This is a genomic window from Kitasatospora sp. NPDC005748, assembly GCF_040630735.1.
Classification (GTDB): Bacteria; Actinomycetota; Actinomycetes; order Streptomycetales; family Streptomycetaceae; genus Kitasatospora.
This window is the reverse complement of the sequence record NZ_JBEXYD010000028.1, coordinates 24626-48750: the sequence shown is the minus strand read 5'-3', so window position 1 is coordinate 48750 and position 24125 is coordinate 24626. Positions and strand designations below refer to the sequence as shown.

Below are 24125 nucleotides of genomic sequence, written 5' to 3'. Positions count from 1 at the left end.
TCGGGGCGGGTGTGGCCGGGCCGGGGCGGTGCCGTACACCGGTCGACAGCGTGCGGGTCGCGCACCCGTAGCGGCGTGCCCGGCACGGTCACGGGCCGGCTGGCGGTGTGCGGCGCTGCCGAGCGCTGTCGTCCCGCAGCTGGTCGGCTCGGGCGGTGAGCCGATCGAGGCGGTCGGTGAGCTTCGGGTGGCCCGCCTCCAGGAGGGGTCGGGTCTCGGCGAGCGGGGCGAGCAGACGGGCAGGGTCGTGGTGGCCCAGTGCGTCCAGGAGGCGTTCGACGGCGGGGGCTGCCTGGGGGCCGAGGCCGTCCAGGGCGCCGATCTGTCCGGCGAGGCGGCGCAGGTCGGCGGCGTTGTCGCGGGCCCAGGTGGCCACCGCGCGGTCGGCGGCGCGCTGGCTGCGCGTGGCCTGAACGCGCTGCTCGCCGGTGCTGCCCGCCTCGGTGCCGGCGTCAGCGTTGGGGCGCAGGCGCAGGTAGCGGCGTTCGGCGGCCTGGCGGCTCTGGACGCCCAGCGGTTCGGCGAGCTCGGCCCACGTGGCGCCCGCGTCGCGGGCGGTCTCGATCAGGCCGGTCTCCCAGTCGGCGAGTTCCGCGCGCAGGTGGCGCAGCAGCAGGAGTGCGGAAAGGGCCTGCTGCGGATCGTTCTGTCCGGTGTCGTCCGGGGGTGCGTGGCGGGCGGTGCGGGCGGCGGCGTCCATCCTGCCCAGCGCGGCGGCGGCGGCCAGGAACGAGGCCGGCCCCACCCCGGCCGCGCCGGTGTCCTGGCTGTCCATGTTGTCACCCTTTCGATGACTGGATGCTTGTCATCATAGGGATGACATAGTACACGATTCGCGTCGCGTCACACCGGTTGCGAACCACCTGCGCCGGCCGCACTCCCTTGCCGAGCGCCACCGTGTCCGCGAGGACGAGCAGGGGGCCCTGCCGATCCTGGCCCCCTCCCCGGCCCGGCGGCTCGTCGTCAGCTCCACCCCCGGCGCAGGGCGTCCTCGGCACGCAGGTCGGCGAGCGTCGGGTAGCCGTCCACCGCCATGATCAGGTCGGCCTCGGCGAGCAGCGAGCGCAGCACGTGCACCACGCCGTCCTCGCCACCGAGGGCCAGGCCGTAGGCGTACGGGCGGCCGACGCCGACCGCCGTGGCGCCGAGGGCGAGTGCCTTGACCACGTCGGCGCCGCTGCGCACACCGGAGTCGAAGAGCACGGGCAGGCCGTCGGCGGCCTCGACCACGCCGGGTAGCGCGTCCAGCGCCGGCAGGCCGCCGTTGGCCTGCCGGCCACCGTGGTTGGAGCAGTAGACGCCGTCCACGCCGCCGTCCCGGGCGCGGCGGACGTCCTCCGGGTGGCAGAGGCCCTTGAGGATCAGCGGCAGCTCGGTGAGCGAGCGCAGCCAGGGCAGGTCGGCCCAGGTGAGCGGGTTGCCGAAGACACTCGCCCACTCCAGCACGGCGGCGCCCGGGTCCTCCTCCGGGGCCTTGGCGAGGCGGGCCCGGAAGACCGGGTCGGAGGTGTAGTTGGCCAGGCAGTGCCCGCGCAGCTGGGGGAAGTTGCCGGTGGCGAGGTCGCGCGGGCGCCAGCCGGTCACCCAGGTGTCCAGGGTGACCACGATGCCCCGGTAGCCGGCCTCCTCGGCTCGGCGCACCAGGCTCTCGGCGAGCGCCCGGTCGGTGGGGGTGTAGAGCTGGAACAGGCCCGGGGTGTCGCCGAGTTGGGCGGCGACCTGCTCCAGCGGGTCGACCGAGAGGGTGGAGGCCACCATCGGCACGCCGGTGCGCGCGGCGGCCCGGGCGGTGGCGAGGTCGCCGTGGCCGTCCTGGGCGCAGAGGCCGATCACGCCGATCGGCGCCAGGAACAGCGGTGCGGGCCACCGCATTCCGAGGAGGTCCACCGACAGGTCGCGCCGCGCGGCGCCGACCATCATCCGGGGCACCAGGCCCCACCGGTCGAAGGCAGCCGTGTTGGCGCGCTGGGTCCGCTCGTCACCGGCGCCGCCGGCCACGTAGGACAGCAGCGTCGGCGGCAGCGCGGCCTCGGCACGCGCCGCCAGCTCGGCGAAGGCCATCGGGAGCTTCGGCTGCCTGCCGAACAGCGCGTCGAAGTAGATCTCGTTCTGGTAGTCCCCGAACTGCTGCCCCGTCATGACCGGTCGCCGTCCTCTCCTGGGGCCGGTCCGTCCGGGCCGGTCCCGGGCGGCGGCCGCGCCGGCCCCACCCTGTCAAACCACGGGCCGCCGGGGGAGACCCCCGCGCGTCCGGACGGGCCCCGCCGGTCAGGCGGTGACCAGCGCGACGACGAAGCCGTCGTAGCCCTTCTCCCCCACGGTCTGGACGGCGGTGGCGGTCAGCCGGGGGTGCGCGGCGATCAGCTCGGTGAAGCGGCGCACGCCCTGGACGCGGGGGTCCGTGCTGGTCTCGTCGGTGACGGCGCCGTCGCGGACCACGTTGTCGCCGATGATCAGGCTGCCGGGCCGGGTGAGCCGTAGCGCCCACTCCAGGTAGTCGGGGTTGCTGGGCTTGTCGGCGTCGATGAAGACCAGGTCGAAGGGCTCGGCGCCCTCCTGCTCCAGTTGCGGCAGGGTGTCCAGCGCCGGGCCGGTGCGCAGGTCCACGACCGGTGCGAGCCCAGCCCGTTCGAGGTTGCGGGTGGCGACGGCGGCGCACCGCTCGTCGGCCTCCAGGGTGACCACCCGGCCGCCCTCGGGCAGCGCGCGGGCGAGCCAGATGGTGCTGTAGCCGCCGAGGGTGCCGATCTCCAGCACCCGGCGGGCACCGTGCACGCGGGCCAGCAGGGCGAGCAGCTTGCCCTGGTTGGGTGCCACCTGGTGCGGGGGCAGCCCGGCCGCCTCGCCGTCGGCGACGGCGGCGAGCAGGGCGGCGTCCTCCTCGACCAGCAGGCCGTTGAAGTAGTCGTCGACGGCGGTCCAGGTCTGCTGCGGGGTCGGCCGGCCGGTCTCCGTGGTCATCACGAGTTCCCTTTCAGTACTGACTCAGTTCCGAAGGGAAACCTACGCCATGCCCGAGCCGGCCCGAGCACCGGCCCCAGCCCGAGCCGGCCCGAGTACCGGCCCCTCCCCCGGGCCCGAGCCGGACCGAGCACCGGCCCCTCCCCCGGGCCGGGGCCGGGCCGCACACCGGCCCCCCGCCGCACGGACGGGGGGCCGGTCGCCCGTCGGCTGCCTGCCGACCCGGCGGGGTCAGGCCACCGGCGGGAAGGCCTCGGCGTCCGGCTTGAGGAGCTGGCCGGGAGCCGGCACCTGCCGGCCCACCAGGTAGGAGGTGACCAGCTTGTTCAGCTCCTTGCTCCGGCCGACCGCGCAGTGCTCGATCACGTCGACGCTGACCAGGACGGCGCTGCCGAGCTGGCGCTGCATGCGCTTGGCGAAGGTGTACTGGGTGGCCGGGTCGTAGAGGTTGCCGATCACCATCACCGGGGTGGCGGTGCGCCGGTTCCACGGGCCGGTGTACCGCTCGACGTCACGCGCGGGGGCCGGCCAGGTCGCGCAGGCGGGCGCGTCGAAGGCCTGGTAGCGCCCGAAGGTCGGCGCGTCGCGCTCCCAGGAGCGGGCCGCGTTGACGAAGGCCCGGGGGTTGGACGGGTACGGCTTGTCCTGGCAGTTGACGCCGTAGTAGGAGTCGTCCGCCGAGTACGGGGTGTCCGCCGGGGCCTCGCGCAGCGCGGCGGGCACGGTCACCGCCAGCGGGTCGGCGTCGGCCGCGTTCTTCGGGACGGCCAGGGACGGGGCCTTCTGCTGGCGGAGCACGTCGTCCAGCGCCTGCAGCGAGGTGGCCAGCGGGGCCTGCCGGCTCTGCGCGTAGAGCGCGTTGGCGACCTGGCTGGTGAAGCTGGACAGCGTCACCTGGGAACCGCTCGGCAGGGTGACCGGGGAGGTGCGCAGGTGGTCGCGGATCGCGTCGAACTTCGCCCGGGTGTCGCCCGCGCCGAAGGCGCAGCGCGGCGCACCGGCCGCTGCGCAGCGCTTCAGGTACTCGTCCAGGGCGAGTTCGAAGCCGTCCGCGCGCTGCCGGTCGTACTCCAGGCCGTCGTGCAGCCGCAGGTTCGGGTCGACGTTGCCGTCGATGATCACCGCGCGGACCTTGTCGGGATACATGTTGGCGTAGGTGGCGCCGATCAGCGTGCCGTAGGAGAAGCCGGCGAAGGAGAGTTGGCGGTCGCCGACCCCGCGGCGCATCCGGTCGAGGTCACGGACCACGTTCTCGGTCGACATGTGCTCGATCAGCGGGCCGGCGTTGCGGTCGCAGGCGTCGGTGTAGTCCCGGGTGGCGGCAAGCGTGCCGTCGATCTCGGCCTTGGTGACGGGCACCCCGGTCAGCCGGTCGAAGACGCCGTTGGCCTCCTCGTCGGTGCCGAAGCACTTCAGCGGGTTGCTCAGGCCGACGCCGCGCGGATCGAAACCGACCAGGTCGAACCGGGCCTGGACCTCGGGCTCGAAGCGGGTCGTGGTCGCCCAGAGGTAGCCGCTGCCGCCCGGGCCGCCGGGGTTGAGGAACAGTGAGCCGATCCGCTTCGCCGGGTCACCCGCGCGCCGGCGCATCATGGCGATGCCGATCTTCTCGCCGGACGGGTGCGCGTAGTCCAGCGGCACCGGGTAGACGGCGCAGTCGTATATCCCGGGGTCCGGCTTGGACGGGTCGGGATTGCACGGTGCCCAGGCGACCGGGTCGACCCGGGCCTCGGCGGCCGCCGCGCCCGGGTCGGGTGCCGCCGAGGCGGCGGCGGTGGTGCCGGCGACGAGCGCGAACGCGCTGGCGACCGCCAGCGCGAGACTGGTGATACGGGACACGTAACCTCCTCCGGTTCTGCAAACCCGGTCAGCCTGGCAGCCGCTCCTCGGGAGGGGAAGACCACGTACCGCCGTGGATTCTTCTGGTGCGACGCCATCTGTCCGGCAATTTCCGTTATCGGAACAGGATTTGGCGCAAAATCCGCCGCGGGCCGTCCGCGCCCCCTCCCCATCCGGACAGCGCCCGCCTGCTGGTGATGGCCCGTCAGGTTCGCGCGGGTAGCGCCCGCGCCGCCGGTGGCGCCGCCACGGCTCCCGGGCGGCGGTGCTCCGCCCAACGCACCGCCGGCCCCATCGCCCAACCGGCCGCCGCGAACAGTGCGCCCAGCAGCAGCCAGCCCGGCGTGCCCCAGCTCAGCAGCAGCGTGGTGAGCAGCAGCGGCCCGACCGTGCGTGCCACGGCCACGCCCGAGCCGAAGAACCCCTGGTACTGGCCGGTCTGATGGGCCGGCGCCAGGTCGAAGGCGATCTGCCAGGAGCCGGCCGACTGCCGCAGCTCACCGGCCACCTGGAGCGCCGCGGCGGCGACCAGCAGCCCGCCCAGCGCCCAGGGCGGCAGGCCCGCGGCTGCGGCCATGGCGAAGACCACGCAGGAGACGAGCAGGACGACGCCGGCCTCGCGCACGGCCCGCGAGGCGGTCCGCAGTCCGGTGACCCGGCGGGCCACCCGCACCTGGAAGAGCATCACCCCGACCGTGTTGAGGACGAACAGGCCCGATCCCAACCAGCCGAGCCCAGGCGCCCGTTCGGCGATCCAGAGCGGGATCACCAGGCTGAGCAGGGGCATCCGCAGCAGCAGGACGGTGTTGAGCAGGGTCACCACCGCGAACGGCCGGTCCGAGAGCACCTCCAGCCGGGGCGCGGCGCCGGTCCGGTCCCGGCCGGGCGCCACCTCGGGCAGTCGCAGCAGCGTCAGTCCGGCGCCCAGGAAGCCCAGCGCGGTCACCAGGAAGGCGGCGAGGAAGGCCGTCCGCGTGCCGACGGTCAGGACGACGCCGCCGAGGGCCGCGCCGAGCGCCAGTCCCGCGTTGAGGGTGGACTGCAGCCGGGCGAGCAGTTCGGTGCGCTCCTCGCGCGGAACGAGGCCGCCGACCAGCGCCTGGCGCGCGGCCGTGAGCCCGGACTGCGTCGTGGCGTACACGGAGGCGGCGAGCAGGAACGCCGCGAAGGAGTGGACGACCAGGAAGGAGGCGACGGCCGCACCGGTGGCCAGGGCCAGCAGCACCGCCGTGCCCCGCGGCCCACGCCGGTCGGCGAGGTGGCCGAGCGGGACTCCCGCCAGCGAGCCGATCGCCCAGGCGACGGCCAGGCCGAGGCCGAGCCGGGCGGGCGAGAGGCCGACGACGTGGGTGAAGTACAGCGCCGAGCAGGTGAAGTACGCGCCGTCGCCGATCGAGCTGATCAACTGGGCGGCGGCGAGGGTCCGCCGGGCCCCGGCCGGTGGGACGGATCGAATCGACACAGCTCTCCCGGGTCGGGCGGCTGTCGGCCGCTCGGTAGCACTGACAGGATCAATGCTAGGGAGCGGGTGGACCGGCCGACAGGGCCAGTGGCGTGGCACCGGAGTGGGCCACTTCGCCGCCGGGGCAGGTCAGGGCCGGTCCCGGTCCGGCCCCGGCCCCGGCGAAGGGGGCGGGACCGGGCCGTCGGCCCAGCGGCGAACGCGGGCCCGCCGACGGCAGAGCCCAGCGGCGAACGCGGACCCGCCGACGGCAGAGCTCAGCGGTAGACGCGGGCCTGCAGACGGTAGAGCTCCGCGTACAGGCCCTCCGCGGCCGCGAGTTCGGCATGGCTGCCGACCTGCGAGACCCGGCCGCCCTCCAGCACCACGATCAGGTCCGCCATCCGCACCGTCGAGAAGCGGTGCGACACCAGCAGGGTGACCGCTCCGGTGTCCGCCCGGGCCTGGGCCGCGAGGTCGGCGAAGTGCTCGAACAGCGCGTGCTCGGCGGTGGCGTCCAGGGCGGAGGCCGGTTCGTCGAGCGCCACCAGCAGCGGGCGGCGGCGCAGCAGGGCCCGGGCCAGGCCGAGCTTCTGCCACTGGCCGCCGGAGAGTTCGGCTCCGTCGCCGTAGCCGCGGCCGAGCAGCCCGTCGAGGTCGCCGTCGACCCGGGCCAGCGCCGGGCCGCAGTCGGCGCTCTCCAGAACCCGGGTGAGCGCCGCGTCGTCGTCCAGCCGCTCCAGGTCCCCGATGCCCACGTTGTCCCGCAGCCTCAGCTCCAGCCGGGCGAAGTCCTGGAACAGCGTGGCCACCCGGCGCTGCCAGAGCTGCGGGTCGCACTCCTCCAGGTCGACGCCGTCGATCAGGATCCGGCCGGAGGTGGGCCGGTAGAGCCCGCACAGCAGCTTGACCAGGGTGCTCTTGCCGGCGCCGTTCTCGCCGACCACGGCGAGCGCCGCGCCCGCCGGGATGTCCAGGGTGACGTCGTCCAGGACGGCCCGCTGCTGGCCGGGGTACCGGAAGGTGACGCCCTCCAGGCGGATGCCGACCGTCATGGCCTCGGGGACGGCGCCGCCCGCCGCCTCCTCCCGGCGCGGCTCGCGGAGCCCGTCCAGCCGCTGCAGGGTGCGGCCGGCGCCCTGGAGCACCGAGAGCAGCGTGAGCGCGCTGGAGACCTGAAGGCTGACCTGCGCGGCCAGCGTGATGACCAGGATGACGTCGCCGATGCCGGCGCCGGCGCCGCTGTTCACGGTCTGCCGGGCGACCAGGTAGATCGCACCACCGTACGCGGCGGCGAAGGCCAACTGCCCTGCCGCGCGCAGCAGTCCGGCCTTGGCGTGGGCGCGGGCGAGAGTGCCGGTGGCGCGCCGCCAGTCGCGGCCGTGGCGCTCGATGAGCACCGACGCGGCGCCGGACAGCCGCACCTCCTTCACGGAGGCGTGGGTGGTGGCGAGTTCGAGCAGGTGCCGGCCCAGCCGGTTCTCCGGCGCGGTGGCCTCCTTGCCCCGATCGACCAGGAGTTGGGCCCGGTTGCCGACCAGCACGGGCACCACGGCGAACAGCGGGAGCAGCAGCAGCCACGGGTTGAGCAGTCCGAGCAGGACGGCGGTGACGGCCATCTGAAGCCCCAGGCCGCCGAGTTGGAGGACGGCTTCGAGCGCGGCGCGGGTGCGCGGCAGCTCCTCGCGGATCAGGGTCAGGGCGTCGGCGACGTCGGCGCGGTCCAGCTTCTCCAGGCCGCGGTCGCCGTGGGCGATCGAGATCACCTCGGCCTGCAGGCTGAGCTCCTCCAGCTCACCCAGCTCGAAGTAGGAGAGGTGGGCGAAGTGATTCATCGTCAGTTCGACGACCAGCAGGAGCGCCGTGGTGAGCGCCAGCCAGGTGGCGGCCGAGCCGGTGCCGTCGATGGCGGCCGTGGTCAGCTCCTTGAGGCTGACCGCGATCAGCGGCGTGGCCAGGTAGCCGACGGTCATCAGCAGAACGGCGTGGGTCAGCCGGCGGGAATCGCAGTGCACGGCGAGCCTCAGCAGCCGGCGCACGGCGTGGAACAGTGTGGTCATCGGGCACCCACCGGGCGCATGGTGCGGTCCTCTTCCTGTCCGTCCGGGTCCTGCGCGCCGGTCGGGCCGTCGCCGGATTCCTCGTCGCGCGCGAACCGCTCCGCCTGGATCCTGAACAGCTCGGCGTAGCGGCCGTCGAGTTCCATCAGCTGCTCGTGGGTGCCGCTCTCCGCCACGCCGCCGTCGGCCAGCACGACGATCCGGTCCGCGCGGCGCACGCTGGAGAACCGGTGGGCGATGATCACGCTGGTGATGCCCTCGGTCATCTCCAGGAAGCGGTCGAAGAAGGCCGCTTCGGCCCGCACGTCGAGCTGCGCGGTGGGCTCGTCGAGGATCAGCAGCGAGGCGCCGGCGTCCACCGCGAGCAGGGCGCGGGACAGCGCGATGCGCTGCCACTGCCCGCCGGAGAGGTCGCTGCCGCCCTCGTACTGGGTGGACAGGACGGTGTCCAGGCCCTTCGGGAGCCGCGCGACGATCTCGGCCGCTCCGGCCCGTTCGGCGGCGGCGAGCAGTGCCTCGCGGTCGCCGAGCAGCTCCGGCCGGCCCATCCCGATGTTCTCCGCGGCGGTGAGCTGGTAGCGCGTGAAGTCCTGGAAGATGACGGCGATCCGGCGCTGCCACGCCTCGGCGGGCAGCCCGGCGAGGTCGGTGCCGCCGGCGGTGATCCGCCCCTCGGTCGGCTGGTGGAGCCCGGCCAGCAGCTTGACCAGGGTGGTCTTGCCGGAGCCGTTGAGGCCGACGATCGCGGTCGACCGGCCAGGCCGCAGCTCCAGCTCCAGGCCGCGCAGCACGTCGGGGCCGTCCTCCTGGTAGCGGAAGGCGACGTTCTCGAAGCGGATCGGACCGTCGATCGCGGGCGAGGCCCCGGTGGGCGACATACCGGCGGGCGAGGTCCCGGCGGCGGAGTCCGGCGCGGGGCCGACGCCGGGCCGCGCGGGCACCCGGGCGCGGGCCAGGGCCTCGAAGCGGACCAGGGAGTCGTAGGCCGCCAGCCCGTACTGGGTCTGGACGTCGCTCTCCGGGAAGTAGACACCGAAGCGCATCGGGATCAGCACGGCCTGGAGCGCCACCGAGAGCTGGAGCAGCGACAGCGTGCCGTCGACCCCGCTGCGGGCCAGGACCACGAGCGCGGTGCCGCCGCCGAGCAGACCGACCACCGCGAGGCCGACGAAGGGCCAGAAGAGCAGCCGGCGGCGCCCGGTCCAGAGCGGTTCGAGGTATTCGCGGGCCTCCCGCTCGTGACGGCCGAGCAGCCAGGGCAGCAGCCCCAGCATCCGGGTCTCCTTGGCGAGTTCGGGTCCGCCGGCGGCCCGCCGCAGATAGCCGACCCGGCGGCGTGGGGCGGCCAGCGAGCCCAGCAGGGTGGCGAAGCGGCCCAGCGAGCCGCGCTGGCCGAAGCGGATGACCAGGGCGGTGAGGGCCACCATGACCCCGGGGAGGACACCCAGCGTGACCGCCACCATCACGGCGGCGCCCGCCAGTTGGGCGTAGCGGGCGATCAGCGCCAGGGCTCCGGCGGCGGCGTCGCCCGGGGTGGGCCGGGCCCGGTCGAAGGCGCTGCGGGCGTCCGAGAGCAGGTCGAGCACGTCCTGCCGCTCCAGCTCCGCCGCGGGCAGGTCGTTCAGCGCGCCGTCCATCAGCCGGCCGATGCAGGCGCCGTCCACCCGGCGGGTGACCACCTCGCTGACCACGGTCTGGAACGGGGTCAGCAACTGCTGCAGCACGAACGCCCCGACGGCGATGCCGAGCGCCGCGGCGACCTTCTCCCAGTCCGCTCCCGTGGTGCCCCCGGCCGCCGCGGCGGCCGGGATGTCCGCGATGACCCGGCTGGTCCAGGCGATGAACGCGATCGGCAGCAGCCCGACCACGAGGTGGACCACGGCGCCCGACACGAGCAGGCCGGCGCCGGCATGGCGCAGCAGCTCGACGACGGCGCGCCAGCGCCTGACGCGGCTGCCGAGCCAGCCGGCGTCGGCAGACGGAACGGATGACGACACCTTGAAAACCCCCGTGGACAAGTGTGCTGACGAAGCCGGCGGACCGGTGAGGCACCGGCCCGACGAGCCGGGTGAACGACGTGCAGGGTGAACGATGAGCCGGGCGAACCACAGGACGTGGACCGGAAGGACGGGACGGACGGAACCGGCGGACTGCCGGGCCGGCGAGGAAGGGAGCGGACGCGTGACGCGTCGTCGACCGCGGTCGTTCGTACCGGTGCTGGAAGACACCCCGAAGCAGGACCGGCGGCTGTGCGGTTCGGCGCGAGCAGGAGCCACGGGGTACCCGGGCGGTCGGCGGAGGGGCGGGCGTGGGTGACAACCGATTTTGTTCCGCTGCTGCTCATGATCGTGCGCCGCGATCAGCTTGGACTAGACCAGTGGTCACGTCAAGGAATTCGTGGAACTGCCGGTTCCGGGCGGGCCGGGTGGTTCGGCCCGCCCGGCCGAGGGGCGGCGCGGGCCGCCGGAAGGTGCTGGACAACCCGAAGCGGTGGTCGCTAGGGTCCGAAGCGGAAGGGAGCAAACCGGCCGGCCGGGTCGGTGTCTCCGTCCTTCACCTCGGACCGGGGTCGACGTGGGCCGCCGCCCGATCGGTGGCCCCGCACCTCTGGAAGCCGGACCGAGGGCGAGGCCCACAGCCAGCCCCACCCTCCGCGGCGTCCCACCCTCCACCGGACTTACGCCGCACCGTCCCCGCGACCGCCGGTCCGCCCGCCGCACCGCTCCCGCCTCGCGTTCCGCCGGGCCGGCCGCGTACGGCGGTCGACCGGGCCCGCCCGCACGTCCCCGAGCGATGCCCGCACCCCCGAGGCGCCCCACTGCCGTGGCGCCCGGCCGAGGACGCGGCAGCCCCACCGCATCACCGCACCGCACCACGCCGTCAACCGACCGCGCCGCTGACGCGGCGCAGCCCCGAGAGGCATAGGCATGGAACAACGTCGTGTCGGCTCCCTCCGGTTCCTTGGGGACCGGACCGGGAGCGCCCCGATGACCTGGGGTCAGCGCGCCATCTGGAAGTCCATCCAGTGGCTCGACGAAGGCGCCCACTACTACAACATCCCCCGGGTCGTGCCCGCACCACCCGGTCTGACGTTCCATCAGATTGAAGACGCACTGGGCCGGTTGCTCTCGCGCCATGAGGCACTGCGCACCCGGTTCGAGCAGACCGGGCAGGAGCCGGTGCAGCACGTGTCGGCCTCCGGCGAGCTGGCCGTCCCCGTCCACGAGGCCCCGCCGGGCGAGGGCGCGACGGTCGCCGACGAGGTGTCCCGGGCGCTGGCGGCCGAACCCTTCCGGCACCGCGAGGAGTGGCCGTTCCGCTGCGCCGTGGTGACGGAGCAGGGCGAGCCGGTCCAGATCGCGCTGGTCTTCTCGCACCTGGGCGTCGACTTCTGGGGCGTGCAGCAGGTCGAGCAGGACCTGCGCGACCTGCTCGCCGGGCAGGACCCGGAGCCGCCGGCCTGGCAGCCGCTGGACCAGGCGGGGTTCGAGACCGAGGGCCCGGGCGCTGCCCGCGGCGCCGCCTCGGTCGACTACTGGCGCCGGAGCCTCGCGGGCCTGCCGCCCACGATGTTCCCGGCCACACGGTTCCCGCCGGTCGCGGGCGAGGCCTCCCCGGTCCCGGACGCCGCCGAGCGGTTCGTCCGGCTGCGCATGGACTCGCCCGCCACCGCGGTGGCCGCCAGCGCGCTCGCCGACCGCTGCGGGGTCAGCACCGGTACCGTCCTGCTCGCCGGGACGGCCGCGCTGCTCGGCGCGTACACCGGGAACAGCACCGCCGTCCTGCAGTTGATCGCCGTCAACCGGCACGACGAGCGCAGCCGCCGCCTGGTGGCCGCGATGACCGCCAACGCGCTGTTCTCGCTGGACGTGGCCCGGCCGACCTTCGAGGAGGTCATCCGCGCCAGCTTCCTCGCCGGCATGAACGCCTACCGCTTCGCGCAGTACGACCCACTGGTGGTCGACGGGGTGATCGACGCGGCCCGGGAGGCGAGCGGCGGCGCCCTGCGGCTCGCGTCCTTCTTCAACGACGTCCGCCTGCACGACCGTTGGGAGCGGCTGCCGGCCACGGACGGCTCCGCGGAGCAGCTGCGGGCGCTCACCGAGAAGACCGAGGTCTCGCTGATCGGCACCTGGGAGCGCCAGGACGCCGACTTCTTCGTGCACACCACCTACGAGCCGGACACCTGCCTGCTGTACCTGATGGCCGACACCGCGCTGATCCCCCGTCCGGAGATCGAGCGCCTGCTGCGCGCCTTCGAGCGGCTGCTCGTGGAGAGCGCGGCCGGCCTGCCGGGCCTGGACACCCTCCCGGTCGCCGGCTCCTGACCCGACCTCCCTCCCCCACCACCGAAGTACGCCCGGCCGAAGTACGCCCGGCGTAGGTCCGGTCACGCCCGAAGTACGTCCACGTACCTCGGAGCGCGCCCGACGTTCACCCAAGTACGCCCGACGTACCCCCAGAAGCCCTCCGTCGCACAGGAGCACGCACCCATGAGCAGCACCGCACCCGCCATCTGGGACGAGGAGGTCAGCGCCGCCGTCGAGCGCCTGACCACCGCCGCCGAGAACGAGTACTACAACCCGTACCAGACCTTCGACTGGCCGGAGAGCATCCCCGAGGGCGCCCTGTGGATGAGCGAGGACCTGATGACGGTCCACGGCACCGACGCGGCCGCCGAGCTCACCCGCGAGCAGTACCTGACGCTGGCCAAGTGGGAGAGCGTCAACTTCTACAGCCTGAACGTGCACGGCATCCGCGAGCTGATGCAGGAGGTCGTGGCGCGCATCCACGCCCCGGGCTACGAGATCCCCACGCCGTTCTTCCACCACTTCCTGGGGGAGGAGAACGAACACATGTGGTTCTTCGCCGAGTTCTGCCTGCGCTACGGCGGGAAGCTCTACCCCAACCGGGCGATGAGCTTCGGCGACCAGAAGCACTCCGCGCTGTTCGACAACTTCATCGTGTTCAGCCGGATCCTGATCTTCGAGCAGATCGTGGACCACTTCAACAGCAAGATGGCCGGTGACACCGCGCTGCCGGAGACGATCCGGGCGATCAACCGGGTCCACCACCAGGACGAGTCCCGGCACATCGCGTTCGGCGCCCAGCTGGTCCGCGCGCTCTGGGACCGGCTGCGCGAGGCCGGCGACGAGCAGGAGCTGACCGCCGCCCGGCAGTACATCGAGAAGTACATCAACGCCTCGATCCAGCAGCTCTACAGCGTGGACGTCTACCGGGACGCCGGCATCCCCGACCCGTTCGCCTTCCGCACCCGGCTGCTGGCCGACCCGGCCCGGGGGCCGGTCCACGACGCGATCGTCAGCCGCACCACCGCCTTCTACCGCCGGATCGGCGTGCTCGCACCGAAGGCCGCCTGAGCCCTCGGCCCCGCCGGGACCACCGGCCACCGGAACCCCCGGCACACGAGAACCGCCGGAACCACCGGAACCACCAGCCCTCCGGCCCCATCCACGAGAACGAGGTACCGCTCGCATGACATCGACCGTAGAGCCCGCCGCCGTCCGGCTGCGCGACCCCGGCCCCGGCCTGGTCGCCCTCGACCCCGACCGGGCCGCGCTGCTGCTGGAGCTCGACGCGCTCTTCACCGGCCTGGCCGACCAGGTCGCCGCGCCCGCCGTGGTGGGCCCGCCGCTGCTGCCCGTCGAGGGCCTGGCCAAGCTCGACTACTTCCGGAACTTCCCCCACCTCGGGGTGCTCGCGGCCCGCCTGTCCGAGCAGGCCGTCGACGAGCTGGCGGCCGGTGCGGAGGCCGGCCGGCAGCCCGTCGAGCCCACCGGCTACGTGCTGCCCTCGGCCACCTGCTACGGCGTGCTGCTCTCGCTGGAGGGCCAGGAGGTCGGCGAGGAGCTGCGGCTGACCGCCGTCGGCCGCTGCTTCCGCAACGAGGACCACTACGACGGCCTGCGCCGGCTCTGGGGCTTCCACATGCGCGAGGTCGTGTACTTCGGCTCGGCCGACGGTGCCCGCGACCACCTCGCCACCTCCCGGGTCTTCGTCGAGGAGCTGGCCGGGCGCCTCGGCGTCGAGCTGTCCTACCAGCCCGCCAACGACCCGTTCTACGACCGGACCGGCTCCCGGGCGAAGCTGATGGCCCTGGACCCGGTGAAGTACGAGTTCGTCGCCACCGACGGCACCGCGATCGCCTCGGTCAACCGCCACCGCAACTTCTTCGGCGAGCGGCTCGGCATCACCTCGGGCGGCGCGACCGCGCACAGCAGTTGCACCGCGTTCGGCGTCGAGCGCTGGGTGCACGCGATGCTGCTCGCCCACGGCACCGCCGAGAAGGCCCTGGCCCGGGTGCGCGATGTCCGCGCCTGACACCGGGGAGCGGGCCCGGGTGCTCGCCGCGGCCGAGCGCGGCGCCGCCGCCCTCGGCGTGGAGTTCCCCCTGGTGCAGGCCGGTATGGGCGGCATCGCCGGACCGGCCCTGGCGGCCGCCGTCAGCGAGGCGGGCGCGCTGGGCACGGTCGCGCTCTACAAGGGCGACCGGGCGCTGGCCGTCGAGCTGATCGGCGACACCGCCCGCCGCACGGCGCGCACCTTCGGCGTCAATCTGATTCCCGAGGTGTCGGGCCGGCTGCTCCCGGAGCAGATCGGCGCGCTGATCGAGGCGGCCGACCGGCAGCTCGTGCTCAACAGCTACGGCCTGCCGCCGGAGGCCGAGGCCCGCCGGGTGCTCGACGCCGGCCACCGGCTGGTCGTCCAGGTCGGCACGCCCGAGGAGGCGGCCGCCGCCGCGGCGCTGGGCGCCCACGCCGTCGTGCTGCAGGGCACCGAGGCCGGCGGCCACCACCTCGGCACCCGGCCGCTCGCCGAGCTGCTGGCCGCCTACGACCAGGAGCCGCCCGCGCTGGTGGCCGGCGCCGTCACCGACGGCGCCGGCCTGCTGGCCGCGCTCCGGGCCGGGGCGAGCGGGGCGCTGTGCGGCACGGTCTTCGTGACCACCGCGGAGTCCGCCGCGCACGACGACTACAAGACGGCCGTCGTCGCGGCGACCGGCGCGGACACCCTGATCACCGACCGCTTCTCGATCGGCTGGCCCGGCCGTCCGCACCGGGTGCTGCGCGGGCCGGTCACCGATTCGCCCGAGCCGCCGCCGGCCACCCTGATCGCCTGGACCACCGTGATGGGGGTCCGCCGTCCGGTGCCGCGCGGCTCCGCGGCCGCCCCCACCGTCGAGGCCGAGGGCCGGATCGACGCCATGGCCCGCTACGCCGGCCTCGGCAGCGGGCGGATCACGGCCGTCGAGCCCGCCGGGCGGGTGGTCGCCCGGCTCCGCGAGGAGTTCCGGGCCGCCCTCGCCGGCGACGCCGCCCTCACCGGCGACGCGGTCTCCGACTCCCTCCGACCCTCCGAAAGGACGTGACCCCATGGCCCTGGACCTCGGACTGACCCAGGTCAGCCAGCTGGCGTTCGGCTACTGGCACTCCCAGGTACTGATCGCCGCGGTCGAGCTCGCGGTGTTCGACGCACTCGCCGACGGCCCGCTGGGCGTCGACGAGGTCGCCGAGCGCTGCGCCGTCCCCGCGGACTCCGCGCTGCGGCTGCTCGACGCCGCGACCGCCCTGCGGCTGCTGACCCGGGACCCCGACGGCGGGTACCGCAACACCCGCACCGCCGAGCGCCTGCTCACCACCGGCTCGCCGGAGTCGCTGGTGCGCTGGGTCCGGGTGATGGGCCGCTGGTACCAGCCCTGGGGCCGGCTCGGCCAGGCCCTGGAGCAGGGCCGCGCGGTCGAGGACCGCAGCGGCCGGCTCACCGACGACCCGGCGTACGTCGAGGACTTCATCCTCGGCATGCACGAGTACAACTCCCGGACGGCGGAGGCCGTCGCCCGGGCGCTGCCACCCGAGGACGCCCGGCGGCTGATCGACGTCGGCGGCGGCGCGGGCAGCTACAGCATCGCGTTCTGCCGGGTCTGGGAGGGGCTGCGGGCCGAGGTGGTCGACCTCGCGCCGGTGGCCGAGCTGGCGGGCAAGGTGATCGGCGAGGCCGGTCTGGCCGACCGGATCACCGCCCGGACCGGCGACTACTACCGGGACGCCTTCGGCACCGACGCCGACGTCGTGCTGCTCTCCAACGTGCTGCACCAGGAGAGCCCGGAGAACTGCCTCTCCATCCTGCGGCGTTCGGCGGCGGCGCTGCGCCCCGGCGGCCGGGTCCTGGTGCACGGCCACTTCCTGGAGGAGTCCCGCACCGCGCCGGTCTTCACCACCCTGCACAACCTCTCCGCCCTCGCCCTCTGGAGCGGCGGCCGCAGCTACACCACCGCCGAGATGGCGGAGTTGATGACGGCGGCCGGGCTGTCGGACATCGAGGTGCTGCCCACCGCCGAGCAGTCGGCCCGCCTCCTGGTGGGCCGCGCCGGGGGCACCACCGCCTGAGCGCCGCCCGTACCGCCCGCCCGTCCTACCGCCTGCCGGGCCGGCGCCGTCCCCGCGGACTCCGTCACGGACGCGTCGCCGGCGCACCTTCGAAACCTCCCAGGAGCTGTCATGCAGCAGATCATCGAGTGGATCAACGCCAAGAACCCCGAGCTGGACCGGGAGATCGACCGCGAGGAGGACCTCATCGAGGGCCGCCTCATCGACTCCCTGGACTTCCTGGAGTTCATCTACCTGCTGGAGAGCATCTCCGGCCGCACCATCGACCTCCAGGAGGTCAGCGTCGACGACTTCCGCACGGTCGAGCGGATCGAGCAGCGCTTCCTCGCCGACCTGATCGAGGCGGCATGACGACGGCCGACCCGCACCTCGCCCCGCACCCGGCGTCCTCCGCCCTGGTCACCATCGACCTGCAGCGGGACTTCCTCTCCGAGAGCCCCTACGGCATCCCCGGCACGACCGAGGTGCTGCCGCAGGTGCGCCGGACGGTCGAGGCCTTCCGCGCCGCCGGCCGCCCGGTGGTCCACGTCGTCCGGCTGTACGAGAAGGGCGGCGGCAACGCCGACCTGGTCCGCCGGACGCTGCTGGCCTCCGGCACCGACCTGGTCTCGCCCGGCTCCGAGGGGAGCGGGCTCGCCCCGGCGCTCGCCCCGCTCGGCGCGCCCCCGCTCGACCCCGAGCTCCTGCTGGCCGGGCGGGCCCAGGCGTTGGGTCCGAGCGAGTACGCGATCTTCAAACCGCGCTGGGGCGCGTTCTACCGGACGCCCCTGCAGGAGCTGCTGGAGGGGCACGGCGTGGACACCGTCGTCCTCGTCGGCTGCAACTTCCCGAACTGCCCCCGGGCCACCCTGATCCAGGCCAGCGAGCGGGACTACCGGGTGGTGGCCGTGCCCGACGCGATCTCCCGCACCAGCGAGCAGGGGCTGGCCGAGGTCGCCGGGCTCGGTGTCCAACTGCTCGACACCGCCGAGCTGCTGGCGCGGTTCGGGTTCCCGGCGCCCGAGGAGGGCTGACGTCCGCGGGTGGTCGGAGCGGGCCGCCCCGGTCCGCTCCGACCACCCGCACGGGCGCCTCCCGCGGCTTTGCGGTCCCGCTCGCCGGCGGGCCCGCGGACACCCCGGGCCGGACCCGCGGCCGAGCGGCGAACCCCCGTACGGGCAGGGCCCGGCCGTCACCCGGACAGCGGTACCGCGGCCGCCGCCACGCCCTGCGGTGCCGTCCGTATCCGCCCCATCCGACATCCCCGCAGATGCCCGTTCCGGCCCGAAGTGCCCGTGTTGACCGGCCAGTAACCCCCTCCTATGCTCGACCGCGTTCGTGATCCGGCACCGGGGCCGGGGCCGCCGAGGCCGCCCGGCCGGAGCCGACCCCGGCTCGAAGGGCTCCTGCCATCAGCACCTCCGTCGCATCCCCGGACAGCGGGCGGGACACCGCCGCCCAGGCCGCCGCCGACCGTGCCGCCAGGCCCACCGGCCGCCGCCGCTTCCTCACCTATCTGCTGGCCGCCCCCACCCTCACCGTCGCCGCCCGGGCCGGACTCGACGCCGCCGCACCCGCCACCGCCCACGCCGCCGCCGAACGGGCTGCCGAGGCACCGCAGTTGCTCGGTCTGCCCGGCATCCCCGACATCCTGGACCTCGGCGACGCGCTGATCGTGGCCGGACTGCCCACCGCCCACCTGCTGGTCCTGGAGATCACCCCCGGCGGTCGCGCCGCGCTCCACCTCCCCCGGCTGGAGGTCGGCCAGGGCCTCACCACCACCATCGCGATGCTCGTCGCCGACGAACTCGACGCCCGGCTCGGCGATGTCGACGTCCCGCTCTCCGACGGCCGCCCCGACCTGCTGTTCAACCAGCTCACCGGCGCCTCCAACTCGGTTCGCTCGCTGTACGACCCGGTCCGCGCGGCGGCCGCCGCCGCCCGCGCCCGGCTGGTCACCGCCGCCGCCCGCCGCTGGTCGCTGCCGGCCGACACGCTGCGCACCGCCGACTCCGCCGTCCTCGCCCCCGACGGCCGTCGGGCCGGTTACGGCGAACTCGCGGCCGAGGCCGCCGCCGTGGCCGTCCCGGCCGTGCCCGCCACCCCGAAGCCGACCGACCAGCAGCGCCTGGTGGGCCGGCGGACCGGACGGATCGACGCCCGGTCCATCGTCACCGGCCGCGCGAAGTACGCCGGCGACCTCGCCGTCCCCGGCGCGGTGCCGACCGTGGTCGCCCGCCCGACCACCATCAACGGCACCCTCAGGTCCCTGGACGCCTCGGCCGCCCGCACCATGCCCGGCGTCCTCGGCGTGGTGCGGATCCCGAGCGGCGTGGCCGTCCTGGCAGAAACCTTCGACCAGGCACTCAAGGCCCGCGACGCGCTTCGCACCTCCTGGAACCCCGGTCCGGTCGCGGCGCTCTCCGACGCCGACATCCGGGCCCGACTCCGCGCCGCCCACGCCCCGTTCCTCGTCCCGCCGCTGCTCACCCAGTACGTGGACGGCGAGTTCGACTTCGCCTTCGTCAACCACGCGCCCATGGAGGTGCTGACGGCCGTCGCCGACGTGCGCCCCCACCGGGCCGAGATCTGGTTCGCCTCGCAGACCCCGATCGTGGCCCAGCAGACCATCGCCGCCGAACTCGGCCTGCCGCAGGACGCCGTCACCGTCCATGTGGTGCGCGGCGGCGGCTCGTTCGGCCGGCGACTGTTCTTCGACGCCGCACTGGAGGCCGCCCAGATCTCCCGGGCGGCGGGCCGCCCGGTCAAGCTGATGTGGACCCGCAACGACGACATGCGCCACGGCCGGATGCGCCCCGCCAGCCACCACCGGGTGCGCGCCACCTACGGCCTGGGGCAGGTGCTCAGCTACGAACACCGGGTCGCCACCGTGCGGACCGACTTCCGGCACGGCCTCGGCGAGGCGCTCACCGCCGCCGGGTTCAACCTCTCGGTGGCCGGGATCAGCCTCGCCCAGGCCTTCTTCCTGCTCAGCGAGAAGAACCCGTACAACGTCGGCGTCCCGACCCAGTTGCTCTCCGAGGTGCCGCTGGAGGTGCCCACCGGCAGCTGGCGCTCGGTCTACTCGGGCACCGTCCGGGTCGCCGACGAGATCATGATGGACGAACTGGCCCGGCGGCTCGGCCAGGACCAGGTCGCCTTCCGCCGGGCCCGGCTGCGCGACGCCCAGGGCCGGGCCGTCCTGGACAAGGTCGCCCAGGCCGGCCGGTGGGGCCGCCCGATGCCCGCCGGCCAGGCCCAGGGCATCGGCTACCACGACGAGAACGGCGGCCGGGTCGCCTACCTGGTCGAGCTGGACGCCTCCGACCTCCGCCGGCCGCGGGTCACCCGGGCGGTGATCGCCGCCGACGTGGGCCGCGTGATCAACCCCAGTGGTCTGGAGGCCCAGTTGACGGGCGCGCTGATCGACGGCATCTCGGTGATCCTCCGGGCCGGCAACCACATCGACCACGGCGCCGTCCGCGAGGGCAGCTTCTCGGACTTCCGCTACGCCCGGCAGCGGGACACCCCGCCCTCGGTCGAGATCCACCTGCTGCCGCCGAGCGGCCCACCCGGTGGCGCGGGCGAGCTGGGCGTCCCGGCGGCCTCGGCCGCGGTCGCCAACGCCTACGCCCGCGCGACCGGAACCGCCCCGCGCTCCTTCCCGCTCGACTTCTGACCCGCCGCCCGCACTCCCCCGGTGGGCCCGGTCCGCCGCCGCCACCGACCTCTTCGAAGGGCCCGACTCCCCATGCCCAGCCACACCTTCGTCCTCAACGGGCAGCCGGTCACCGTCGAGGCGCCGGACGACATGCCACTGCTCTGGGTGCTGCGCGACAAGCTCGGCGTCACCGGCCCCAAGTACGGCTGCGGGGTCGGTGTCTGCCGCGCCTGCACCAGCCACCTGGACGGCGAGGAGTTCCAGCCGTGCACGGCGGCGGTCAAGGACTGCGCCGGACGGACGGTCACCACCATCGAAGGCCTCGCCGACGGCGAGGTCCTGCATCCCGTCCAGGAGGCCTGGCTGGAGTGCGACGTCGCCCAGTGCGGCTTCTGCCAGCCCGGCCAGATCATGACGGCCGTCGCCCTGCTGCGCCGCACCCCGGCGCCGACCGACGCCGACATCGACGGGATCCAGAACATCTGCCGCTGCGGCACCTACCCGCGGATCCGCGAGGCGATCAAGAAGGCCGCCGCCGCCCAGGCGGCCCCCGCACCCACGGCGACGACCGGTTTCGCACCCGGACTCGTACCCGTGTTCACCACCCGGGCCACGACCGGGCCCGCAGCGCGCCGCACACCCTGAGCCCGGCCCGGGACGGACCGGCCACACCCTTGCCGAACCGGAACGTCTCGGCCCGGCCCGTGCCGACAACGGTGGCCGCGCCCGTGCCCGAATGGGCCCGCACCAGCGAGATCACCGTCCATCGCCGGGATTCGGCCGCCATTCCGCTTCGAGGATGCCGAACATCTCGGAGTCCCGCCAGCCGTCCCGGATCAACGCGGTGTGCCGATGCCGCCCTTCGTACGTCATGCCGAGCCCGGCCAGCAACCGGGAGGACGCGAGGTTGCGGGGGTCACAGGTCGCGTAGATCCGGTGGAGTCCCAACTCCCCGAACCCGCGCGACAGTAGCTCCCGTCCGATCGCCGTGCCCACGCCACGCCCCCAGGCCCTCGGGTGCACGATGTAGGCGATTTCGCCCTGCCGATGGCGACGGCTGCGAATGTGCAGCTCACCCATGCCGACGAGTTCGCCCTCGAAGCGGGCGACGTAGACGTATCGCTGCTGACGGGCGTGCGACCAGGCGTCGACGGCGGTCTGCACGAACGCGCGCGTCTGGTCCTCGGTGTTCGGCCCCCACGCCTGGTAGCGACAAGCCTCCTCAAGGCCGGCCCAGGAGTGCACGGCCTGCCAGTCGTCGAGCACGGGCTTGCGCAGAGTCACCGCGGATCGGGTCATCGACGGATCCTGCCGGATTCCGTACGGGCGGGAGCCGGAGCCGGTTGGTCCGGGCGCCGGCCACCGGCGACCGGCCACCCCGCCCGCGGCTCAGCGGGCCTCACGGTCCCGGCCGAAGAAGGCGGCCAACCGGTCGTAGACCGGAGCGTCCTCGGGCGCGGCCACCTCGGGGCCGAAGGAGTGGTGCTCCTCCTCGCTGCCCCGGTACTCGGGGCGCAGCGCGCCGCGCCCCCAGTCGAGCGCGGCCCGCCCGACCTCCTGGTCCAGGCCGGCCGTGGACTGGCCGGTGGAGCGGGCCACGTCCCAGCCGTGCACGGCGAACTCGGCGATCTGCTGGTCCAGCGGGAAACGGGCGGGCAGGTGCTTCCCCCCGGGGAGTTCGATGACGCCGTCCAGGTCGCCGGCCGCGCGCCAGGCGGCCACCAGCTCTTCGGCGCCGGCCTCGAAGGCGTGCAGCCAGTCGCCCTCGACCCGGTCGAAGGGCTGTGACCAGTCCGGGTCGCCGCCCTCGGCCCGGAGGGTGAACTGCCGCAGGTCGAACAGGAGGTGGCTGACGAGCTGGGTGACGTCCCAGGAGCGGCAGGTGCTCGGGTGGGTGCCCTGCTCGGCACCGATGCCGTCGATCAGCCCGGCGGTCTGGGCGAGGGCCCGGGCGAGCAGGTCGATCGGGTCTTCCGTTGCGGTCATGGCACACCTCTTCGCTTCGGGGCGGGCGGTCGGACCGGCCGATCGTAAGCGGGGGGACCGACAACCGGCCCGGCGCAACACCGCGCCGGGCCGGCCGTCGCCCCGTTCGACCGGCCCGCCGACCGCCGGCCGCCCCGAACGGGCCGGACCACGCCGGACCACGCCGGATCAGGCCCGATCAGGCCCGATCGGACCGGACCACGCCCGATCAGGCGGCGAGGCCGCCGTCCACGGCGATCTCGGCGCCGGTGATGTACCGGCCGTCCTCACCGACGAGGTGCGCGATGGTGGCCGCGACGTCCTCGACCCGGCCGTAACTGCCGAGTGCCGTCAGCCCCCGCTGGAACTCCGCCGACGGACCGTCCGCCGGGTTCAGCTCGGTGTCGATCGGGCCGGGGTGGACGACGTTCGCGGTGATCCCCCGCGGGCCCAGCTCGCGCGAGAGCGCCTTGGTGAGACCGATCATGGCGGCCTTGCTCGTCCCGTAGAGCGTGGCACCGGGGAAGGCCACGTGCTTCGCGACGCAGCTGCCGATCGTGACGATCCGCCCGCCCTCGGCCAGGTGGGCCGAGGCCGCCTGGGCGTAGAGGAACGGCGCCCGGACGTTCACCTCCAGCACCCGGTCCACGTCGTCGAGCGTGAGCTCTTCGATCGGGCCGAGCACGCCGACGCCGGCGTTGTTGACCAGGATGTCGAGCCGCCCGAAGCGCTCGGCCACGGCCTCGACCACGGCCCGGACGGCCTGCGGGTCGGCACTGTCCGCCCGGACGGCCCAGCCGCGCCGGCCCATGCCGGTGATCTTGGCCGCGACCGCCTCGGCCCGCTCCGCACTGCCCTGGTAGGTGACCACGACGTCGGCGCCGTCCTCGGCCAGCCGCAGGGCCACCGCCTCCCCGATCCCCCGGCTGCCGCCGGTCACCAGGGCCACCTTGCCGTCGAGCTTCGCAAGCTGGGTCATCGTCATATCGTCAGAACTCCTTGACTCGTTCGCGGACATGACTCAATCCTCGACCGGCGCCGCCCACGAGCCCGGCGGTATTCGGACGTCGCGTTCAATCTTCAACAATCGGCTGTTCCCGGTAGTACGAGGCCACCGCGGGCTGGCCGGTCCAGTTCGGACCGGCCGCCGGGTCCGCCCCCAGGTACCCGAACGGCAGGCGCACGGTCCGCGCACCGTCCAGCACCAGCAGGTGCCGCCGGGCCCGGTACTCGAACCCGGCCGCGCGCAACGCCGTCAGGACGGCGCGCGCGGCGCTCGATCCGTCCGCCCGGCGCACCGAATCCGGGTCGAAGTGCGCGGCGAGCCGCCCGTCCGGCACCAGCCGGCCCGCCGCACGGGCGATCGCACCGAGCTGGTCGCCGAGGTAGTGCAGTCCGTGCACACAGGTGATCAGGTCGTAGGCGCGCTCCGGCACCCAGTCCGCCACCGCCGCCGTCACCAGCTCCAGCCGCGCCGCACCCGCCGGCAGGGCGGCCGGCGGGGCCGACGGGCCCACCAGGTCGACACCGGTCAGCACGCTCGCGGTCGGCAGCCGGTGGGCGGCCTCGACGAGCGCCCGTCCTTCCCCGCTGCACAGGTCCAGCCAGCTGGGGGCGCCGCAGCGGCCGCCCAGCCACCCGGCCGGGTCGAAGCCCAGCTCCCGGGTGTAGCTGTTGACGCCGCTGAGCCCTCGCTCGCGGTTCATGGTGTTGTTGGCGACCACGTCCGAGCTGGTCAACTCGCCGTCACCGATCAGTCGGGGCATGGCGTCGACCCTACCGACGCGCCCGAGCGGCCGCCCCTGGACGGG

At 74.4% G+C, this 24125-nt stretch carries 19 protein-coding genes and 1 pseudogene; 9 read left to right on the top strand and 11 right to left on the bottom strand.

Annotated features, from left to right (window positions below):
* Positions 1 to 88: 88 nt before the first annotated feature.
* The 7 genes from ABZ495_RS20885 to ABZ495_RS20855 all read right to left on the bottom strand — a co-directional run bounded on the left by ABZ495_RS20885 (position 89) and on the right by ABZ495_RS20855 (position 10298).
* The gene (locus tag ABZ495_RS20885; protein ID WP_359807759.1) at positions 89 to 775 is read right to left on the bottom strand and encodes a type III effector protein; all 687 of its coding nucleotides are present in this window, start codon (positions 773 to 775) and stop codon (positions 89 to 91) included.
* A 188-nt stretch (positions 776 to 963) separates the two neighbouring features.
* Positions 964 to 2139, bottom strand: a complete 1176-nt coding sequence (locus tag ABZ495_RS20880; protein ID WP_359807757.1) for an alpha-hydroxy-acid oxidizing protein — start codon at positions 2137 to 2139, stop codon at positions 964 to 966.
* A 129-nt stretch (positions 2140 to 2268) separates the two neighbouring features.
* The gene (locus ABZ495_RS20875) at positions 2269 to 2961 is read right to left on the bottom strand and encodes an O-methyltransferase (RefSeq protein WP_359807756.1); all 693 of its coding nucleotides are present in this window, start codon (positions 2959 to 2961) and stop codon (positions 2269 to 2271) included.
* Positions 2962 to 3192: 231 nt separating this feature from the next.
* Positions 3193 to 4800 (bottom strand): alpha/beta hydrolase, encoded by a 1608-nt coding sequence (locus tag ABZ495_RS20870; protein ID WP_359807755.1) that lies wholly within the window; start codon positions 4798 to 4800, stop codon positions 3193 to 3195.
* Positions 4801 to 5005: 205 nt separating this feature from the next.
* Positions 5006 to 6262 (bottom strand): MFS transporter, encoded by a 1257-nt coding sequence (locus ABZ495_RS20865; RefSeq protein WP_359837340.1) that lies wholly within the window; start codon positions 6260 to 6262, stop codon positions 5006 to 5008.
* A 257-nt stretch (positions 6263 to 6519) separates the two neighbouring features.
* Positions 6520 to 8301 carry an ABC transporter ATP-binding protein gene (locus ABZ495_RS20860; protein ID WP_359837338.1) on the bottom strand — a complete coding sequence of 594 codons (1782 nt, stop codon included), beginning with the start codon at positions 8299 to 8301 and terminating at the stop codon, positions 6520 to 6522.
* Entirely contained in the window at positions 8298 to 10298 is a 2001-nt protein-coding gene (locus ABZ495_RS20855) for an ABC transporter ATP-binding protein (protein ID WP_359837335.1), read from the bottom strand. Before ABZ495_RS20855 ends, ABZ495_RS20860 begins: the two co-directional genes overlap by 4 nt.
* Before the next feature lie 990 nt (positions 10299 to 11288).
* Between ABZ495_RS20855 and ABZ495_RS20850 the strand changes: the two genes are divergently transcribed.
* The 9 genes and pseudogenes from ABZ495_RS20850 to ABZ495_RS20810 form a co-directional block, all read left to right on the top strand.
* Positions 11289 to 12629, top strand: coding sequence for a condensation domain-containing protein (locus ABZ495_RS20850; RefSeq protein ID WP_359837334.1), 1341 nt, complete (start codon positions 11289 to 11291; stop codon positions 12627 to 12629).
* A 165-nt stretch (positions 12630 to 12794) separates the two neighbouring features.
* A complete protein-coding gene (locus ABZ495_RS20845; protein WP_359807746.1) occupies positions 12795 to 13682 on the top strand; it encodes a diiron oxygenase in 888 nt (295 codons plus the stop codon).
* Positions 13683 to 13797: 115 nt separating this feature from the next.
* Complete coding sequence (locus ABZ495_RS20840; RefSeq protein WP_352293770.1) at positions 13798 to 14643, top strand: aminoacyl--tRNA ligase-related protein; 846 nt, start codon at positions 13798 to 13800, stop codon at positions 14641 to 14643.
* On the top strand, positions 14630 to 15691 hold the full coding sequence (locus tag ABZ495_RS20835; RefSeq protein ID WP_359837331.1) for a nitronate monooxygenase: 1062 nt from the start codon (positions 14630 to 14632) through the stop codon (positions 15689 to 15691). Before ABZ495_RS20840 ends, ABZ495_RS20835 begins: the two co-directional genes overlap by 14 nt.
* Positions 15692 to 15695: 4 nt before the next feature.
* The gene (locus ABZ495_RS20830; RefSeq protein ID WP_352293773.1) at positions 15696 to 16709 is read left to right on the top strand and encodes a methyltransferase; all 1014 of its coding nucleotides are present in this window, start codon (positions 15696 to 15698) and stop codon (positions 16707 to 16709) included.
* Positions 16710 to 16820: 111 nt separating this feature from the next.
* Positions 16821 to 17060, top strand: a complete 240-nt coding sequence (locus tag ABZ495_RS20825; protein WP_329491118.1) for an acyl carrier protein — start codon at positions 16821 to 16823, stop codon at positions 17058 to 17060.
* Positions 17057 to 17722 (top strand): cysteine hydrolase, encoded by a 666-nt coding sequence (locus ABZ495_RS20820; RefSeq protein ID WP_359837329.1) that lies wholly within the window; start codon positions 17057 to 17059, stop codon positions 17720 to 17722. Before ABZ495_RS20825 ends, ABZ495_RS20820 begins: the two co-directional genes overlap by 4 nt.
* 587 nt (positions 17723 to 18309) lie before the next feature.
* Complete coding sequence (locus tag ABZ495_RS20815; RefSeq protein WP_359837327.1) at positions 18310 to 20367, top strand: molybdopterin cofactor-binding domain-containing protein; 2058 nt, start codon at positions 18310 to 18312, stop codon at positions 20365 to 20367.
* 72 nt (positions 20368 to 20439) lie between these two features.
* A pseudogene (locus tag ABZ495_RS20810) lies at positions 20440 to 20886 on the top strand ((2Fe-2S)-binding protein); the annotation flags it as partial.
* Positions 20887 to 21105: 219 nt separating this feature from the next.
* On the opposite strand, the gene ABZ495_RS20805 reads toward ABZ495_RS20810, so the two are convergent.
* The 4 genes from ABZ495_RS20805 to ABZ495_RS20790 form a co-directional block, all read right to left on the bottom strand.
* Positions 21106 to 21648: a GNAT family protein gene (locus ABZ495_RS20805; RefSeq protein ID WP_359837325.1), complete on the bottom strand. Its 543-nt coding sequence runs from the start codon at positions 21646 to 21648 to the stop codon at positions 21106 to 21108.
* 90 nt (positions 21649 to 21738) lie between these two features.
* Positions 21739 to 22335: a TIGR03086 family metal-binding protein gene (locus ABZ495_RS20800; protein ID WP_359807737.1), complete on the bottom strand. Its 597-nt coding sequence runs from the start codon at positions 22333 to 22335 to the stop codon at positions 21739 to 21741.
* Positions 22336 to 22543: 208 nt separating this feature from the next.
* A complete protein-coding gene (locus tag ABZ495_RS20795; protein ID WP_329491113.1) occupies positions 22544 to 23293 on the bottom strand; it encodes an SDR family oxidoreductase in 750 nt (249 codons plus the stop codon).
* Between the two features lie 94 nt (positions 23294 to 23387).
* A complete protein-coding gene (locus ABZ495_RS20790) occupies positions 23388 to 24080 on the bottom strand; it encodes a class I SAM-dependent methyltransferase (protein ID WP_359807734.1) in 693 nt (230 codons plus the stop codon).
* Positions 24081 to 24125: the final 45 nt, after the last annotated feature.

Excerpts from the sequence above, each read along its gene's own strand:
- ABZ495_RS20885 (WP_359807759.1), bottom strand. The coding sequence starts at position 775 with ATGGACAGCCAGGACACCGGCGCGGCCGGGGTGGGGCCGGCCTCGTTC.
- ABZ495_RS20880 (WP_359807757.1), bottom strand. The coding sequence starts at position 2,139 with ATGACGGGGCAGCAGTTCGGGGACTACCAGAACGAGATCTACTTCGAC.
- ABZ495_RS20875 (WP_359807756.1), bottom strand. The coding sequence starts at position 2,961 with ATGACCACGGAGACCGGCCGGCCGACCCCGCAGCAGACCTGGACCGCC.
- ABZ495_RS20860 (WP_359837338.1), bottom strand. The coding sequence starts at position 8,301 with ATGACCACACTGTTCCACGCCGTGCGCCGGCTGCTGAGGCTCGCCGTG.
- ABZ495_RS20850 (WP_359837334.1), top strand. The coding sequence starts at position 11,289 with ATGACCTGGGGTCAGCGCGCCATCTGGAAGTCCATCCAGTGGCTCGAC.
- ABZ495_RS20845 (WP_359807746.1), top strand. The coding sequence starts at position 12,795 with ATGAGCAGCACCGCACCCGCCATCTGGGACGAGGAGGTCAGCGCCGCC.
- ABZ495_RS20840 (WP_352293770.1), top strand. The coding sequence starts at position 13,798 with ATGACATCGACCGTAGAGCCCGCCGCCGTCCGGCTGCGCGACCCCGGC.
- ABZ495_RS20835 (WP_359837331.1), top strand. The coding sequence starts at position 14,630 with ATGTCCGCGCCTGACACCGGGGAGCGGGCCCGGGTGCTCGCCGCGGCC.
- ABZ495_RS20830 (WP_352293773.1), top strand. The coding sequence starts at position 15,696 with ATGGCCCTGGACCTCGGACTGACCCAGGTCAGCCAGCTGGCGTTCGGC.
- ABZ495_RS20825 (WP_329491118.1), top strand. The coding sequence starts at position 16,821 with ATGCAGCAGATCATCGAGTGGATCAACGCCAAGAACCCCGAGCTGGAC.
- ABZ495_RS20820 (WP_359837329.1), top strand. The coding sequence starts at position 17,057 with ATGACGACGGCCGACCCGCACCTCGCCCCGCACCCGGCGTCCTCCGCC.
- ABZ495_RS20805 (WP_359837325.1), bottom strand. The coding sequence starts at position 21,648 with ATGACCCGATCCGCGGTGACTCTGCGCAAGCCCGTGCTCGACGACTGG.
- ABZ495_RS20800 (WP_359807737.1), bottom strand. The coding sequence starts at position 22,335 with ATGACCGCAACGGAAGACCCGATCGACCTGCTCGCCCGGGCCCTCGCC.
- ABZ495_RS20795 (WP_329491113.1), bottom strand. The coding sequence starts at position 23,293 with ATGACCCAGCTTGCGAAGCTCGACGGCAAGGTGGCCCTGGTGACCGGC.
- ABZ495_RS20790 (WP_359807734.1), bottom strand. The coding sequence starts at position 24,080 with ATGCCCCGACTGATCGGTGACGGCGAGTTGACCAGCTCGGACGTGGTC.